The following is a 14,938-nucleotide window of genomic DNA, read 5'->3' as shown; positions in this document are numbered from 1 at the left end:
CCTTTCGTAAAGTGTCAGGCCTTCTGGCTGTGCAGTTCGCGCATGGCCTTGGCGAAGTCGCCGGCCAGCACGTCGGGCATCACGCCGAGGGCAAAATCGATGCTGGCGTCGAGCTTCTCCTGCTCGGCGCGTGGCGCCCGGCCCAGGACGAAGTTGGAGACCAGTTTGGCGTCGCCCGGGTGGCCGATGCCGAGCCGCAGGCGGTGGAAGTCGTTCTGGTTGCCGAGCTGCGCGATGATGTCGCGCAGGCCGTTGTGCCCACCGTGGCCGCCGCCTCTCTTGAGCTTGGCGACGCCGGGAGGCAGGTCGAGTTCGTCGTGGGCCACCAGGATCGCTTCCGGCTTGATGCGGAAGAAATTGGCCAGAGCCGCCACGGACTGGCCGCTACGGTTCATGTAGGTGGTGGGGATCAACAGGCGAACATCGTTGCCCTGATGGCTGAACTTAGCCGTCAGGCCGAAATACTTTTTGTCAGCGGACAGCGAAACGCGCTGGGCGCTGGCGAGGCGTTCAACGAAAAGAGCCCCTGCGTTATGCCGGGTCTGTTCGTATTCGGGGCCGGGGTTACCCAGGCCGACGATCAACTGGATGGCGGTCACGTCAGGGGCTCTTCCTTGGAGTTGGTGGGTTACGGTGCGCGCGGCACTGTAACCCGATCAACGCCGGCGTGCGAGTGGATTACTCGGCAGCGCCTTCAGCAGCTTCAGCGGCAACGCGCGGGGCGTGGACGTTGGCAACAGCTTTGTCATCACCGTGGGCCAGAGCAACGAACTCTACGCCTTTCGGAGCTTTCAGGTCCGACAGGTGGATGATGGTGCCGACTTCGGCCTTGGACAGGTCGACTTCGATGAACTCAGGCAGATCCTTGGCTTCGCAGGACACTTCGATCTCGGAAACGACGTGCGAGATCTCGCCGCCTTTCTTGATCGGGGCTTCTTCACCGACGAAGTGAACTGGAACCTTGGCGGTCAGCTTCTGGCCAGCAACGACGCGAACGAAGTCGGCGTGCATGATGAAGCCTTTGGCCGGGTGACGCTGCATGGCCTTGACCACGACGTTCTGCTTGGCGCCGTCGACGTTCAGTTCGATCACGTGGCTGAAGGCAGCTTCGTTTTCGAACAGCTTGGCAATTTCCTTGGCCACGATGGTCAGGGATTGGGCTTCTTTATTGCCACCGTAGACAACGGCAGGGATGCTGGCGGAGTGACGCAGGCGGCGGCTCGCACCTTTCCCCAGGTCAGTACGCGCTTGGGCGTTCAGGATGAAGTCAGTCATTTTGTTTCTCCAAATTAGCCTCCCGAAAGGCGTTTGCGACCAGCGCCAGACGGGGATGGCAAAAAAGCCCCGCCCCAACAACCAGTGTTGGGGCGGGGCGCTTTTCGTCAGCGAGTGATCCGTTTAGCGGAACATCGCGCTGATCGATTCTTCGTTGCTGATGCGGCGTACCGCTTCAGCAACAACCGGTGCGATATCCAGCTGGCGGATACGGTCACAGGCTTGAGCAGCGGCGGACAGCGGCACGGTGTTGGTCACCACCAGCTCGTCCAGTACCGACTTCTCGATGTTCTCGATCGCGCGGCCCGACAGGACAGGGTGCGTGCAGTAGGCGTAGACCTTGGCGGCACCGTGTTCTTTCAGGGCCTTGGCCGCATGGCACAGGGTACCGGCGGTGTCGACCATGTCGTCTACCAGGATGCAGGTGCGTCCTTCGACGTCGCCGATGATGTGCATCACCTCGGAGTGGTTAGCCTTTTCGCGGCGCTTGTCGATGATCCCGAGATCGACACCCAGGGACTTGGCGACGGCGCGAGCACGCACCACACCACCGATGTCCGGGGAAACGATCATCAGGTTCTCGAAACGCTGGTCTTCGATGTCGTCGACCAGTACGGGCGAGCCGTAGATGTTGTCGACGGGGATATCGAAGAAACCCTGGATCTGGTCAGCGTGCAGGTCGACGGTGAGTACACGGTCGATACCCACGACAGTGAGCATGTCAGCGACGACTTTGGCGCTGATGGCTACACGTGCCGAACGCGGACGGCGGTCCTGGCGGGCGTATCCGAAGTAGGGAATCACGGCGGTGATTCGCGACGCTGAGGAGCGGCGGAAGGCATCTGCCATCACGACCAGTTCCATCAGATTGTCGTTGGTTGGAGCACAGGTGGGCTGAATGATGAAGACGTCTTTACCGCGGACATTTTCATTGATTTCAGCACTGATTTCGCCATCGGAGAATTTACCGACAGAAACATCACCCAGTGGAATATGCAGCTGACGTACAACACGCCGAGCCAGATCGGGGTTGGCATTCCCCGTGAAGACCATCATCTTGGACACGCGCAGTACCTGAAGGCTGAGGGTAACCTGGATGAGTATAAGAAATGGCAGGGGCGGCTGGATTCGAACCAACGCATGGCAGGATCAAAACCTGCTGCCTTACCGCTTGGCGACGCCCCTGTATCTGTTGCTGCGAATTCTTATGAACTCGACTTCTTGATCAGAACTTGCAGCTTGCGATGCAACATCGAAACATTGCTTCCTTTCGCCACAAACCCTGTTTGGGTCTCTGAAAGAAGGGCCAGAACTTTATCAGCTTCGGCTTTGCTTGGGAAGGCCCCAAACACACAACTTCCAGTGCCGGTCATTCGTGCTTCGGTGAATTTACCCAGTGAAATCAGCGCATTGCGAACTTCAGGATACCGTTGCTCTACTACCGGTTGGCAGTCATTTCGACTGTTTCCCTCGGGAACGGGGCGCATCTTAAGGGGGAGGGAATCACGTGTCAACTCCGGATGCGAAAAAATTTCCGCTGTGCTGACAGACACTTGCGGCACCAGCACGACATACCAAGGTTCCTCGGGGTCGACCGGGGTCAGTTGCTCGCCAACACCCTGGGCGAAGGCCGCATGGCCCCGGACAAACACCGGCACATCGGCGCCGAGCGACAGGCCCAGGCTGGCCAGGCGGTCTTCGTCCCAGTCCAGCTGCCACAGGTGCGCGAGCGCCAGCAGGGTGGTAGCAGCGTCCGAGCTGCCGCCACCGATGCCGCCGCCCATGGGCAACACCTTGTGTAGCCAGATGTCAGCGCCGAGCGGCGTGCCGGACTGTGCCTGCAGCAGGCGCGCGGCGCGGACGATCAGGTTGCTGTCGTGGGGCACGCCTTCAATTTCAGTCTGCAGGCGGATCTGGCTGTCCTCGCGCAGGGCGAAGCTCAGCTCGTCGCCGTGCTCGAGGAACTGGAACACGGTTTCCAGCTCGTGGTAGCCGTCGGCGCGGCGGCCGGTGATGTGCAGCCAGAGGTTGAGCTTGGCCGGGGCGGGCAGGGTCAGCTTGTTCATAGGTTCAATGCCCCAGCTGGCGTGGCTGCCAGTCCTTGACCACCAGGGTCACGTCGATGTTCTCGCCGTGCAGCTTCAGCCGTTCGGGCAGCCAGTAGCCGTTCTGCTCCACATAGCTCAGGTACTCGACCTGCCAGCCATCCTGGTGAAGGCTGGCCAGGCGGCTGTCGCCGTCGAGAGTCAGCTGGCTCTTGCTGTCCGGGGCGGGCAGGCCGCGTACCCACCAGACCAGGTGCGATACCGGCAGGCGCCAGCCCAGTTGTTCCTCCAGCAGCGCCTCGGGGTTGGCGGCCTCGTAGCGGCCCTGGTTGGCCACTTCCAGCACCACGCCTCCGGGGCGCCCGGTCAGGCGCGCCGCGCCGCGGCCCAGGGGGCCGGCCAGGCGGATGTCGTAGTAGTCCTGGCGTTGCAGCCAGAACAGCGTGCCGCTGCCGGAGTCGCGCGGGGCGCGGATGCCGACCTTGCCATTGATCTGCCAGCCGTCGAGGCTGCCGAGCTGCTGTTTGTGCTCGCGCCACAGCTGCGGGTTGCCCTGGCCCTGTACGGCTTCCTTGCTGCCGAAGCCGGCGCAGCCGGCGAGCAGGGCGATAAGGGTGAAGGTGATGCAATGACGCAGGAACATGGTTTAAAGGCTCTCGGATCCGGTCAGGCGCAGCAAGGTCTTGCGCAGGATGGGGCTGTCGGCCTGGGCTTCGAAGCCCTTGGCCCAGACTTGGCGGGCTTCGCGGCGCTTGCCGTTGGCCCAGAGGACTTCGCCCAGGTGGGCGGCGACTTCGTGGTCGGGGAAGCGCTCGAAGGCCAGGCGCAGCTGGCGTTCGGCTTCCTCGAGGTTGCCCATGCGATAGGCCACCCAGCCCAGGCTGTCGAGCACCGCGGGGTCGTCTGGGGTGAGCTGGTGCGCCTTGTCGATCAGCGCCTTGGCCTCGCTGTAGCGGGTGGTGCGGTCGGCCAGGGTGTAGCCCAGGGCGTTGAGGGCCATGGCGTTTTCCGGCTCGCGGGCCAGGATGGCGCGCAGGTCTTTCTCCATCTGCGCCAGGTCGTTGCGCTTCTCGGCGAGCATGGCGCGGGTGTAGAGCAGGTTGAGGTCGTCCGGGTAGCGCTTGATCGCTTGCTCCAGCACTTGTCCGGCCTGGGCCTCCTTGCCGTTGTTGCCCAAGCTTTCGGCTTCGATCAGGTACAGCTGGATGGCGTAGTCCGGCTGGGCTTCGCGGGCTTCGGCGAGTATCCGCGAGGCTTCGGCGCTGCGACCGTTGGCGATGAGGATATCGGCCTGGCGCAGTTGCGCTGGCAGGTAGTCCGGGCCGGGGCCGACCAGGGCGTATTCGCGCAGGGCGGCTGCCGGCTGGCTGCGTTCTTCGCGGATGCGGCCCAGGTTGAGGTGGGCGGCGTCGACGTTGGCGTCACGTTCGACCAGTTCCTGCAGGTAACCCTCGGCTTCGTCCCAGTGCTTGGTCTCCAGGCATACCAGGGCCAGCGAGTAGCGGATCTCGTCGTCTTCGGGGTACTGCTGCAGCAGGCTCTCGAACTCGGCCTTGGCGTCGTCGATGCGGTCCTGCTCGACCAGGGTGCGGGCGTAGGTCAGGCGCAGGCGCTTGTCCTCGGGGTTGTCGCGGATCGCCCCACGCAGCAGCGGCAGGGCCTCTGGGCCACGGTCCAGGGCCTGCAGCAGGCGGGCGCGCAGCAGCACCGGGGCGATCTCGCCGTTCTGCGGCGGGTGGGCTTCGAGCAGGTCGAGGGCTTGTTGCGGCTTGTCGTCCTGATTGAGCAGCAGGGCCTTGCCGAACACCAGCTGGCCGTTGTCGGGGTATTTCACCAGCAGGCGGTCGAAGCTCTGCATCAGGCCATCACGGGTGTTCTGGTCGGTCTCGGCCGCCGCCAGGGCGAGGAAGTCGAAATGGGTGTCGCCCTGGCCCTGCAGTACCTTTTCCATGTAGGTCATGGATTCGTCGTAGCGTCCGGCGCGGGCCAGCTGGATGGCCGCGGCGCGCTGGGCGTCGAGATTCTGCGGATCGTTGCGGGCCCAGATTAGCGCGGAGTCCAGGGCCGGTTCGTCGGCGCCGAGGTATTCGGCGATGCGATAGGCACGCTCGGAGACGGCCGGGTCCTGGGTCTTTTCGGCCTGGTCGACGTAGTTGGCCAGGGCGATGTCGAAGCGGTTGCGCTGGCCGGCCAGCTCAGCCACCAGCAGGCTGTACAGGGTGTCTTGCTTGAACGATCCATACACCACGGGCTTTTCCGCGCTCTTGCCGGCATCGGTGGCGGGCGACTGGGCGTCCGTCTTCGGGGCCAGGCTCTGGCAGCCTTGAAGCAGGGCGAGGGCAAGCAGCAATGCGTAGGATTTGTTCATAGAGGCTTATTAAAGAGGCTAAACCGGCGGTCGGAGCATGATGACACAAGCGCGATGGCAAACCCACCTGCGAAGGTCGTGGTGTGAAGCGGTGCTTCGGAGTATAGGGACAATGCGCCGGGGCGGTGGTTCGCAACCAGCCCAAGGCATCCTGCCCTTGCCCTTGCCCTTGCCCTTGTTTTTGCTTCTGAGCGCGCGGTAGTTCAGGCAACGCCAATTGCGACTTCAGTAGGCCGAGCGGAGTTCTTGCGCAGCGCTTGATGGGCATCCATGCCCGTCACCTCCCTTCGCAAGGCCTGCGTTCGGCCTCCTGAAGTCGCGAAAGTACGGGCGGCGCCTGGACTGGCGCAGCTGTCGCTAGCTGGGTATGGCGCTAGACTCCAGATCGGCAACGGCAACGGCAACGGCAGGGATGGGTGGCGGTGTGGAGCGATAGGCACGCCGCATCGCCACAATAGCGAACGGTGGTTGTTCTAAAACCTGCGAAGTAGGACAATTATCGGCTTCACGTCCCAACCAGCGACCTTGCATGGCCTTTCTTGCACTTGGTATCAACCATAAGACTGCCTCGGTAGACGTACGCGAGCGCGTGGCGTTTACGCCCGAGCAGCTGGTCGACGCCCTGCAGCAGCTCTGCCGACTGACCGCTAGCCGCGAGGCGGCGATCCTGTCCACCTGCAACCGCAGCGAACTCTATATAGAGCAGGACCACCTCGCCGCCGACGCCGTGCTGCAATGGCTGGCCGACTACCACCAGCTGAGCCTCGACGAACTGCGTGCCAGCGCCTACGTCCATGAAGAGCACGATGCGGTCCGGCACATGATGCGCGTGGCCTCCGGCCTCGATTCGCTGGTACTCGGCGAACCGCAGATCCTCGGCCAGATGAAGTCAGCCTACGCCGTGGCCCGCGAGGCCGGCACCGTCGGGCCGCTGCTGGGGCGCCTGTTCCAGGCCACCTTCAGCGCCGCCAAGCAGGTGCGCACCGACACCGCCATCGGCGAAAACCCGGTCTCGGTGGCGTTCGCCGCGGTCAGTCTGGCCAGGCAGATCTTCTCCGACCTGGGCCGCAGCCAGGCGCTGCTGATCGGCGCCGGTGAGACCATCACCCTGGTCGCCCGTCACCTGCACGAGCAGGGCGTGCGTCGCATCGTCGTGGCCAACCGCACCCTCGAGCGCGCCAGCATTCTCGCCGAGCAGTTCGGCGCCCATGCCGTGCTGCTATCGGACATCCCGCAGGAACTGGCCAACAGCGACATCGTCATCAGTTCCACCGCCAGCCAGTTGCCGATTCTCGGCAAGGGTGCGGTGGAAAGCGCGCTGAAGCAGCGCCGGCACAAGCCGATCTTCATGGTCGACATCGCCGTGCCGCGTGACATCGAGCCGCAGGTGGGCGAGTTGGACGACGTCTACCTCTATACCGTCGACGACCTGCACGAAGTGGTCGCGGAAAACCTCAAGAGCCGCCAGGGCGCGGCCCAGGCCGCCGAAGAGCTGGTCTCGGCCGGTGCCGACGACTTCATGGTGCGCCTGCGCGAGCTGGCGGCGGTGGATGTGCTCAAGGCCTACCGCCAGCAGAGCGAGCGCCTGCGCGACGAAGAACTGCAAAAAGCCCAGCGCCTGTTGGCCAATGGCGGCAATCCCGAGGACGTGCTGATGCAGCTGGCCCGGGGCCTGACCAACAAGCTCCTGCACGCCCCCAGCGTGCAACTGAAAAAGCTCTCCGCCGAAGGCCGCCTCGATGCGCTGGCCATGGCCCAGGAACTCTTCGCCCTCCACGAGGGCTCGACGGACAAATCCCCGCAATGAAAGCGTCGCTGCTGAACAAACTGGACACGCTCCAGGATCGCTTCGAGGAACTCACCGCGCTGCTCGGTGACGCCGAAGTCATTTCCGACCAGACGCGTTTTCGCGCCTACTCCCGCGAGTACGCCGAAGTCGAGCCGGTGATCGCCTGCTATCAAGGCTGGCGCAAGGTCCAGGACGACCTCGAAGGCGCCCAGGCGCTGCTCAAGGACGCCGACCCCGACCTGCGCGAGATGGCGGTCGAAGAAGTGCGGGAAGCGAAAGAGCAACTGGTGGGCCTGGAGTCGCAACTACAGCGCATGCTGCTGCCCAAGGACCCCAACGACGGGCGCAACGTGTTCCTCGAGATCCGCGCCGGCACCGGCGGCGACGAGGCGGCGATCTTCTCCGGCGACCTGTTCCGCATGTACTCGCGCTACGCCGAGAAACGCGGCTGGCGCCTGGAGATCCTCTCCGAGAACGAAGGCGAGCACGGCGGCTACAAGGAGATCATCGCCCGGGTCGAAGGCGACAGCGTCTACGGCAAGCTCAAGTTCGAGTCCGGCGCGCACCGTGTGCAGCGAGTCCCGGAAACCGAATCGCAGGGCCGCATCCACACCTCCGCCTGCACCGTGGCGGTGCTGCCCGAGCCAGATGAGCAGGTGGCGATCGAGATCAACCCGGCTGACCTGCGCGTGGACACCTACCGCGCCTCCGGCGCCGGCGGCCAGCACGTCAACAAGACCGACTCGGCGATCCGCATCACCCACTTGCCCACCGGCATCGTGGTCGAGTGCCAGGAAGAGCGTTCGCAGCACAAGAACCGTGCCCGCGCCATGTCCTGGCTGTCGGCCAAGCTGAACGACATGCAGACCAGCGCCGCACAGAACGCCATCGCCAGCGAACGCAAGCTGCTGGTGGGTTCGGGTGACCGTTCCGAGCGCATCCGCACCTACAACTATCCACAGGGCCGGGTCACCGACCACCGTATCAACCTCACGCTCTACTCCCTGGACGATATCCTCGCCGGTGGCGTGGAGGCCGTGATCGAGCCGTTGCTGGCCGAATACCAGGCCGATCAGCTGGCCGCCCTGGGGGATTGAATGACCATCATCGCCAGCCTGCTGCGCAACGCGCAGTTGCCGGACTCGCCGACCGAACGGCTGGACGCCGAGTTGCTCCTCGCCGCGGCCCTGGGCAAGTCGCGCAGCTTCCTGCACACCTGGCCCGAGCGCATCGTCAGCAGCGAGGCGGCGCAGGTGTTCGCCGACTACCTCGAGCGGCGTCGCGCCGGTGAGCCGGTGGCCTATATCCTCGGCCAGCAGGGGTTCTGGAAACTGGACCTGGAAGTCGCGCCACACACGCTGATTCCGCGTCCGGACACCGAGCTGCTGGTGGAAACCGCCCTCGAACTCGTGCCGCCCACGCCTGCCCGGGTCCTCGACCTGGGCACCGGCACCGGGGCCATCGCCCTGGCCCTGGCCAGTGAGTGCCCGGCGTGGCAGGTCACGGCGGTGGACCGCATCGACGAGGCCGTGGCCTTGGCCGAGCGCAACCGCGAGCGCCTGGGCCTGGGCAATGTCCAGGTGCGCGCCAGCCACTGGTTCGACGCCCTTGTGGGTGAGCGTTTCGACATGATTCTCAGCAACCCGCCCTATATCCGCGCCGCCGATCCGCACCTGGTGGCTGGTGACGTGCGCTTCGAGCCCAGCAGTGCCCTGGTGGCCGGCGAAGACGGGCTGGACGACCTGCGGGTGATCGTCGCCCAGGCCCCGGCACACCTGCAGCCCGGTGGTTGGCTGCTGCTCGAGCACGGCTATGACCAGGCGCCTGCTGTACGCGACCTGTTGGCAGCGGCGGGCTTCATCGATGTCGCCAGCCGTGTCGACCTGGGCGGCCACGAACGTATCAGTCTGGGGCGCCTGTCATGCTGAGCGACCAGGAGCTGTTGCGCTACAGCCGGCAGATCCTGCTGTCGCAGGTGGATATCGATGGGCAGTTGCGCCTGAAACACGGCAAGGCCCTGGTCATCGGCCTCGGTGGACTGGGCTCGCCGGTGGCGCTGTACCTCGCCGCGGCGGGTGTCGGCGGGCTGCATCTGGCCGATTTCGACACCGTCGACCTGACCAACCTGCAACGCCAGGTGATCCACGACAGCGACAGCGTCGGCATGAGCAAGGTCGATTCGGCCATCAGGCGTTTGCAGGCGATCAACCCGGAGATCAGCCTGGTCGCCCATCGTCGGGCACTGGATGAGGATTCGCTGGCCGCCGCAGTGGCGGCGGTCGATGTGGTGCTCGACTGCTCCGACAACTTCGGCACCCGCGAAGCGGTCAATGCTGCCTGCGTGGTTGCGGGCAAACCGTTGGTCAGCGGCGCGGCGATCCGCCTTGAGGGCCAGTTGTCGGTGTTCGACACCCGCCGCGACACCAGCCCCTGCTATCACTGCCTGTATGGCCATGGCAGCGAGGCCGAGCTGACCTGCAGCGAGGCCGGGGTAATCGGCCCGCTGGTGGGGCTGGTCGGCAGCCTGCAGGCACTGGAAGCGCTGAAGTTGCTGGCCGGTTTCGGCGAGCCGCTGATCGGCCGCCTGCTGCTGATCGACGCCCTGAGCACCCGCATGCGCGAATTGCGGGTCAAGCGCGACCCCGCCTGTGCCGTGTGTGGCAATCGCCATGGCTGAGCGTTCGGCACCGGTGGGCGTGATGGACTCCGGCGTTGGCGGTTTGTCGGTGCTGGCCGAGATCCAGCGCCTGCTGCCCAACGAGTCGTTGCTCTATCTGGCCGACAGCGGCCATGTGCCCTATGGCGAGAAGTCGCCGGACTACATTCGCCAGCGCCTGCGACTAATCGCCGGTTTTTTCCATGAGCAGGGCGCCAAGGCGCTGGTCCTGGCCTGCAACACGGCTACGGTGGCGGCGGTGGCCGACCTGCGCGAGCTTTACCCGGACTGGCCGTTGGTGGGGATGGAGCCGGCGGTCAAGCCGGCGGCCGCGGCAACCCGTTCCGGCGTGGTCGGCGTGCTGGCCACCACCGGTACCCTGCAAAGCGCCAAGTTCGCTGCCTTGCTCGACCGCTTCGCCAATGACGTGCGGGTAATCACCCAACCTTGCCCTGGGCTGGTCGAGCGTATTGAGGCGGGGGACCTGGTCAGCGAGCAACTGCGCCAGTTGCTGTCGGGTTATGTGAAACCGTTGCTGGCGGCCGGCTGCGACACCCTGATCCTGGGTTGCACCCACTATCCGTTCCTACGGCCCATGCTGGCCGAGATGGTGCCGGCGGATGTGGCGATCATCGACACCGGCGCTGCCGTGGCGCGCCAACTGCAACGTCTGCTGGATGCTCGCGGGCTGCTCGGTGACGGGCCGGCGCAGCCGACGGCGTTCTGGAGCAGTGGCGAGCCAGGCAACCTGCAGAAAGTCCTGCCGCTGTTGTGGAGCCAATCCGGCAGCGTGCAGCGCTTCCTGCCTTGAAGCCTGCAGTCAGCTGCTCTTCGGCAGTGGCCAGAGTTCGCCTGGGTTGAGCACCTCCAGTACCAGCTCGGGTTGGCGCTGATCCAGGCGTGCCAGCAACTCCTGCGCCGCGCTTTGCGCCGTCCAGGGCTCCGGAATGGCCTGCACCGAGCTCACCGGGTTTTTCAGCGATTGAGGCGCCACCACGGTCAGGTCGATGCCCAGCGCGTGCAAGGAGTTGCGTTGCTCGCTCAACCACTTCGGCAGGCTGTTGCCGCCACTGAGCGGCTGGTTCGGCTCGAACAGCTGCAACGCCGAGTAGCGACTGAGGATGGCCATGACCTGTGGTTTCTCGCCCCTGGCCAGCAGTGGCAGGGCGCCGGCCAGGCACTGCTGCGTGGCCAGCAGGTTGCTGCTGATGATCTGCTCGAACAACTCCCCATCCGCTACAGCATCTGGCAGGTAGTCGCAGGTGCCGGCGTTGATGATCAGGCTGTCCAGTGCGCCCCATTTCGCCAGAAGCCGTTGGCTGGCTTCCGGCAAGGGGGCGGGAAGGCGCAGCAGGCGTGCGCCATGCTGTTGGCCCAGTGTGTCCAGTTCCTGGCTATCCCTGCCACTGGCGGCAACCTGATGCCCCGATGCGAGCAACTGTCCCACCAACGCCAGCCCAACTCCGTGGCTGGCTCCTGTGACCCAGAAACGACGTGTCATGCGTTATGCCCTCTGATCCTGCCAGTTGGACAAGCCTTTGAAGGCCTCCAGTGCTCTTTGGCGACTGCTATCGAGATCGACTATCGGGCTCAGGTAATAATTAGTAGCAAATAGATCCGTAGATTTCACCGGTTGATGGATCGATCGATCATCTTTTTCTTCCAGCTCAGGCAACCAATGACGGATGAAGGTTCCCTTGGGGTCGAAACGCTGCGATTGGGTAACGGGGTTGAAGATTCGGAAATAGGGCACCGCATCGGTCCCCGTCGAGGCGCTCCACTGCCAGCCACCGTTGTTGGCGGCCAGGTCCCCGTCTATCAGGTGACGCATGAAATGCCGTTCGCCCTGCCTCCAGTCGATCAGCAGGTTCTTGCTGAGGAACATGGCGACGATCATGCGCAAGCGGTTGTGCATCCAGCCAGTGTGCAGCAGCTGGCGCATGGCGGCATCGATGAGGGGGAAGCCGGTTCGGCCCTCTTTCCAGGCCTGCAGGTCGGCGGGTGCGTCGCGCCAGGGCAATGCTTCTGTCTGCGGGCGGAAGGCGCGGTGCCGGGAGACTCGGGGGTAGCCCACCAGGGTGTGCTTGTAGAACTCGCGCCACAGCAGCTCGTTGACCCAGGTCTGCACGCCGACGCTGCCGCTGTCGAATTCGCCCCTGTTGCTCGCCAGTGCCGCGTGTAGGCACTGGCGCGGCGAGAGCACGCCAGCGGCGAGATAGGGGGACAACTGGCTGGTGCCTGCCTTGGCAGGCAGGTCGCGCAGTTGGGCGTAGTCATCGATGGTTTCGTCGACGAAGCGCTGTAGCCGCCGCCTGCCTTCATCCTCGCCTGCAGGCCAGTGCTGGCGCAGGGTATCGGAAGGGGGCTCGAAGCCTTCGATCTGCAGCGGGATGGCGTCGCCATGAATACCGAGGGACTGCTGGGCCTGTACCGATTGAACCAGCGGCGGGAGGCTGCGGTGCAGGTGCTCCAGGCAGACTCGCTTGAACTGGCTGAATACCTGGAAGTACTGGCCGGTGCGGGTCAGCACGCTGCCGGGTCTGAACAGCAGCTGGTCGAGGTGGCCGGTGGCGCTGATCCCGGCTTGCTGCAGCGCTTCATATGTCGCTTGGTCCCGCCGTGCCTCGTTGATGCCGTATTCGTCGTTCCAGTGCACGGCCTCTATGCGGTGCTGACGGCAGACACCGAGCACGCATTCAGGGACATCTGCCCAGGTGTCGGTGGTGCGAATCAGCAGTGGAATGTTCAGTGCCGCCAGCGACTGTTGTAGCAGTCGCAGGTTGCGCAGCCAGAAATCGACCTTGCACGGCGCATCGTCGTGGGCCTGCCACTGGCCGGGGCTGGCAATCCAGAGGGCCACGGTCGGGCCACGTTGACAGGCGGCCGCGAGGGCAGTGTTGTCGTCGATGCGCAGGTCGCTGCGCAGCCAGATCAGTTGCATGGGGGGAAGGCTCAAGGTCGGGATTGCTGAAGACGGCGCAAGGCGGTTTGCGGGCTGTCGAACAGGTGCAGGTCAGTCAACGACAGTGCCTGCAATTGCGCCTTATGGAGAGTGACTGTGTTGCCACCCAGGAGTTTCATCGTGTTGATGTCCTGCAGCGCACGGCCCAGTGCGGCGAGGTCGGGGCGGCGACCGAGGTGCAGCAGCAGCGCTTGCGGCCGCAACTGCTCCACGGCCTGGCGCAGTTGGCGGGGCTCGACTGACCACTCGAGGATCTCCAGAGCGTAGCCGTTGCTGCTCAGCAGCCAGGCGCAGAGCCAAAATTGCGGATCGAAAGGTGCATCGTCGGTGCGGGCAAGCAGTACGCAGGGGCCACCGAGCGAGTGACTGTCGTGATAGACCCGTGCCCCCAGCTTGCTGCGCAGCCAGCCTTGGAAGAACACTTGTTCCAGCCGGGCGTCGAAATGCGTTTGCCAGCGCTGTTCGAGGGCTTCAAGCAGCGGTAGCAGCAGACGCTCGCAGACGGTCACAGCAGGGTAGAGGGCGATCATCTGGTTGATCAGCTGGTCCAGCGGACGCTGGGCAAGCCGGGCGATGGCCTTGATCAGCTGTTCGATACGCTCGCCCCATTCGCCCTGGATCGGCGCGGTGGCGTGCGTGGCATTGTCCAGCAGTTCGCGCACCTGGCTCACCGCAGCGCCACGCTCCAGCCAGCGCAGCACGGCCTGGACGCGCTCCACCTGGTCCTGGGGATAAAGACGATGCCCCTTGGGCGTGCGCTGCGGCGTGATCAAGCCGTAGCGGCGTTCCCAGGCGCGCAGGGTGACTGGGTTGACGCCGGTCAAGCGGGCCACTTCGCCGATGGGCAGCAAGGGGTCAGATGGCATTGCGCAGTCCGAGGTCTTCCGGATGGGGTTGCAGGTAGGCCTGTTGCAGCAGGTAGGGATCGGGATGACGGCGCAGATGGTGCTTGAGCAGGGTCAAGGGCACCACCAAAGGCACCACGCCTTTCTGGTACTGGCCGATGACCTGTTGCAGCTCGGCCTTGTCCGCCTGGCCGAGGTCGTTGCGCAGGTAGCCGCTCAGGTGCTGAAGCACGTTGCCGTGGGTGCCGCGGCTTGCGCAGCGGCGTAGCGCCTGCATCAGCTGGCTGAAGTAGCGCGGACCGAGCTGCGCTGGATCATCGTCGCGGCTCATGCTCCCGAGCAGGCGCCCAAGGCCGCGGTACGCCTGGGGATTGTGCGCCATCAGCAGGTACTTGTAGCGGGCATGGAAACGGATCAGCGCGCCGCGACTCAGGCCCTGGCGCAGCAGTTGGCGCCAGTCGGCGTAGGCGTAGACGCGGGCGATGAAGTTTTCCCGCAGCACCGGATCGTGCAGCCGGCCTTCCTCTTCTACCGGCAGGTCCGGGCGCCGCTCGCAGAATGCCGCAGCGTAGGCGCCCCGGCCATTCTGGTGGGCCGGGCGGCCGTCCTCCTGGTAGACCTTGACCCGTTCAAGGCCACAGGACGGTGACTTTTGCATGAAGATGTAGCCGCAGATATCGTCGAGTTCGTCGGCCATCTGCGCGCCGTAGGCACGCAACGGGCCGGCGAAATCGGTGACATTGTTACGCGTACCGGTGACAGCCGGGTGCTCGGGATCGCCCACCAGGCGAATGGGTTCCCGGGGCGTGCCCAGGCCAATGGCGACCTCGGGGCACAGTGGGACCCAGTCGAAATGCTGGTCGAGCAGTTCAAGACAGAGGCTGGAGGCTTTGTGGCCGGCGTTGTAGCGTACGTTCAGGCCAGTCAGGCAGGCGCTGATGGCCAGACGTGGCTTGCCGCTGGGCGGGAAAGCGTTCATCGCGGTCTCCGGAATGACT

The 14,938-nt window shown here is 64.7% G+C and carries 15 protein-coding genes and 1 tRNA gene; 5 read left to right on the top strand and 11 right to left on the bottom strand.

Features of this window, described 5'->3' with window-relative positions:
- Positions 1 to 14 precede the first annotated feature (14 nt).
- The 7 genes from pth to AC25M7_RS14360 all read right to left on the bottom strand — a co-directional run bounded on the left by pth (position 15) and on the right by AC25M7_RS14360 (position 5,688).
- On the bottom strand, positions 15 to 599 hold the full coding sequence (pth, locus tag AC25M7_RS14390) for an aminoacyl-tRNA hydrolase (protein ID WP_023629555.1): 585 nt from the start codon (positions 597 to 599) through the stop codon (positions 15 to 17).
- A 79-nt stretch (positions 600 to 678) separates the two neighbouring features.
- A complete protein-coding gene (locus AC25M7_RS14385) occupies positions 679 to 1,275 on the bottom strand; it encodes a 50S ribosomal protein L25/general stress protein Ctc (RefSeq protein WP_028691149.1) in 597 nt (198 codons plus the stop codon).
- A gap of 123 nt (positions 1,276 to 1,398) precedes the next feature.
- Positions 1,399 to 2,340: a ribose-phosphate pyrophosphokinase gene (locus tag AC25M7_RS14380; protein WP_016391678.1), complete on the bottom strand. Its 942-nt coding sequence runs from the start codon at positions 2,338 to 2,340 to the stop codon at positions 1,399 to 1,401.
- Between the two features lie 45 nt (positions 2,341 to 2,385).
- Positions 2,386 to 2,460, bottom strand: a tRNA-Gln gene (locus AC25M7_RS14375).
- A gap of 20 nt (positions 2,461 to 2,480) precedes the next feature.
- Complete coding sequence (gene ispE, locus AC25M7_RS14370; RefSeq protein ID WP_236247745.1) at positions 2,481 to 3,341, bottom strand: 4-(cytidine 5'-diphospho)-2-C-methyl-D-erythritol kinase; 861 nt, start codon at positions 3,339 to 3,341, stop codon at positions 2,481 to 2,483.
- A 4-nt stretch (positions 3,342 to 3,345) separates the two neighbouring features.
- A complete protein-coding gene (lolB, locus tag AC25M7_RS14365; RefSeq protein ID WP_028691147.1) occupies positions 3,346 to 3,963 on the bottom strand; it encodes a lipoprotein insertase outer membrane protein LolB in 618 nt (205 codons plus the stop codon).
- 3 nt (positions 3,964 to 3,966) lie between these two features.
- Positions 3,967 to 5,688, bottom strand: coding sequence for a tetratricopeptide repeat protein (locus AC25M7_RS14360; protein WP_062364647.1), 1,722 nt, complete (start codon positions 5,686 to 5,688; stop codon positions 3,967 to 3,969).
- Between the two features lie 529 nt (positions 5,689 to 6,217).
- Between AC25M7_RS14360 and hemA the strand changes: the two genes are divergently transcribed.
- Genes hemA through murI form a run of 5 tightly spaced genes read left to right on the top strand, consistent with a single transcriptional unit; the run spans position 6,218 to position 10,944 of the window.
- The gene (gene hemA, locus AC25M7_RS14355; protein ID WP_062364645.1) at positions 6,218 to 7,495 is read left to right on the top strand and encodes a glutamyl-tRNA reductase; all 1,278 of its coding nucleotides are present in this window, start codon (positions 6,218 to 6,220) and stop codon (positions 7,493 to 7,495) included.
- Positions 7,492 to 8,574 (top strand): peptide chain release factor 1, encoded by a 1,083-nt coding sequence (gene prfA, locus AC25M7_RS14350; protein ID WP_028691144.1) that lies wholly within the window; start codon positions 7,492 to 7,494, stop codon positions 8,572 to 8,574. Before hemA ends, prfA begins: the two co-directional genes overlap by 4 nt.
- Positions 8,575 to 9,405, top strand: coding sequence for a peptide chain release factor N(5)-glutamine methyltransferase (gene prmC / locus AC25M7_RS14345; protein ID WP_028691143.1), 831 nt, complete (start codon positions 8,575 to 8,577; stop codon positions 9,403 to 9,405).
- Positions 9,399 to 10,154, top strand: a complete 756-nt coding sequence (locus tag AC25M7_RS14340) for a molybdopterin-synthase adenylyltransferase MoeB (RefSeq protein ID WP_028691142.1) — start codon at positions 9,399 to 9,401, stop codon at positions 10,152 to 10,154. The genes prmC and AC25M7_RS14340 overlap by 7 nt, the downstream gene beginning before the upstream one ends.
- The gene (gene murI, locus AC25M7_RS14335; RefSeq protein ID WP_486971169.1) at positions 10,147 to 10,944 is read left to right on the top strand and encodes a glutamate racemase; all 798 of its coding nucleotides are present in this window, start codon (positions 10,147 to 10,149) and stop codon (positions 10,942 to 10,944) included. The genes AC25M7_RS14340 and murI overlap by 8 nt, the downstream gene beginning before the upstream one ends.
- A gap of 9 nt (positions 10,945 to 10,953) precedes the next feature.
- On the opposite strand, the gene AC25M7_RS14330 is transcribed toward murI, so the two are convergent.
- The 4 genes from AC25M7_RS14330 to AC25M7_RS14315 are packed head-to-tail and all read right to left on the bottom strand — an operon-like array spanning position 10,954 to position 14,919.
- On the bottom strand, positions 10,954 to 11,634 hold the full coding sequence (locus AC25M7_RS14330; protein ID WP_486971168.1) for an SDR family NAD(P)-dependent oxidoreductase: 681 nt from the start codon (positions 11,632 to 11,634) through the stop codon (positions 10,954 to 10,956).
- A gap of 3 nt (positions 11,635 to 11,637) precedes the next feature.
- Positions 11,638 to 13,074, bottom strand: a complete 1,437-nt coding sequence (gene phrB, locus AC25M7_RS14325) for a deoxyribodipyrimidine photo-lyase (protein ID WP_088852561.1) — start codon at positions 13,072 to 13,074, stop codon at positions 11,638 to 11,640.
- A gap of 11 nt (positions 13,075 to 13,085) precedes the next feature.
- The gene (locus AC25M7_RS14320) at positions 13,086 to 13,961 is read right to left on the bottom strand and encodes a MerR family transcriptional regulator (protein ID WP_088852562.1); all 876 of its coding nucleotides are present in this window, start codon (positions 13,959 to 13,961) and stop codon (positions 13,086 to 13,088) included.
- Positions 13,951 to 14,919, bottom strand: coding sequence for a DUF523 and DUF1722 domain-containing protein (locus AC25M7_RS14315; protein ID WP_028691137.1), 969 nt, complete (start codon positions 14,917 to 14,919; stop codon positions 13,951 to 13,953). Before AC25M7_RS14315 ends, AC25M7_RS14320 begins: the two co-directional genes overlap by 11 nt.
- Positions 14,920 to 14,938: the final 19 nt, after the last annotated feature.

It is taken from the genome of Pseudomonas sp. P106(2024), from assembly GCF_057480815.1.
The sequence above is the reverse complement of the archived record's forward strand: the minus strand, read 5'-3'. Positions and strand labels throughout refer to the sequence as shown.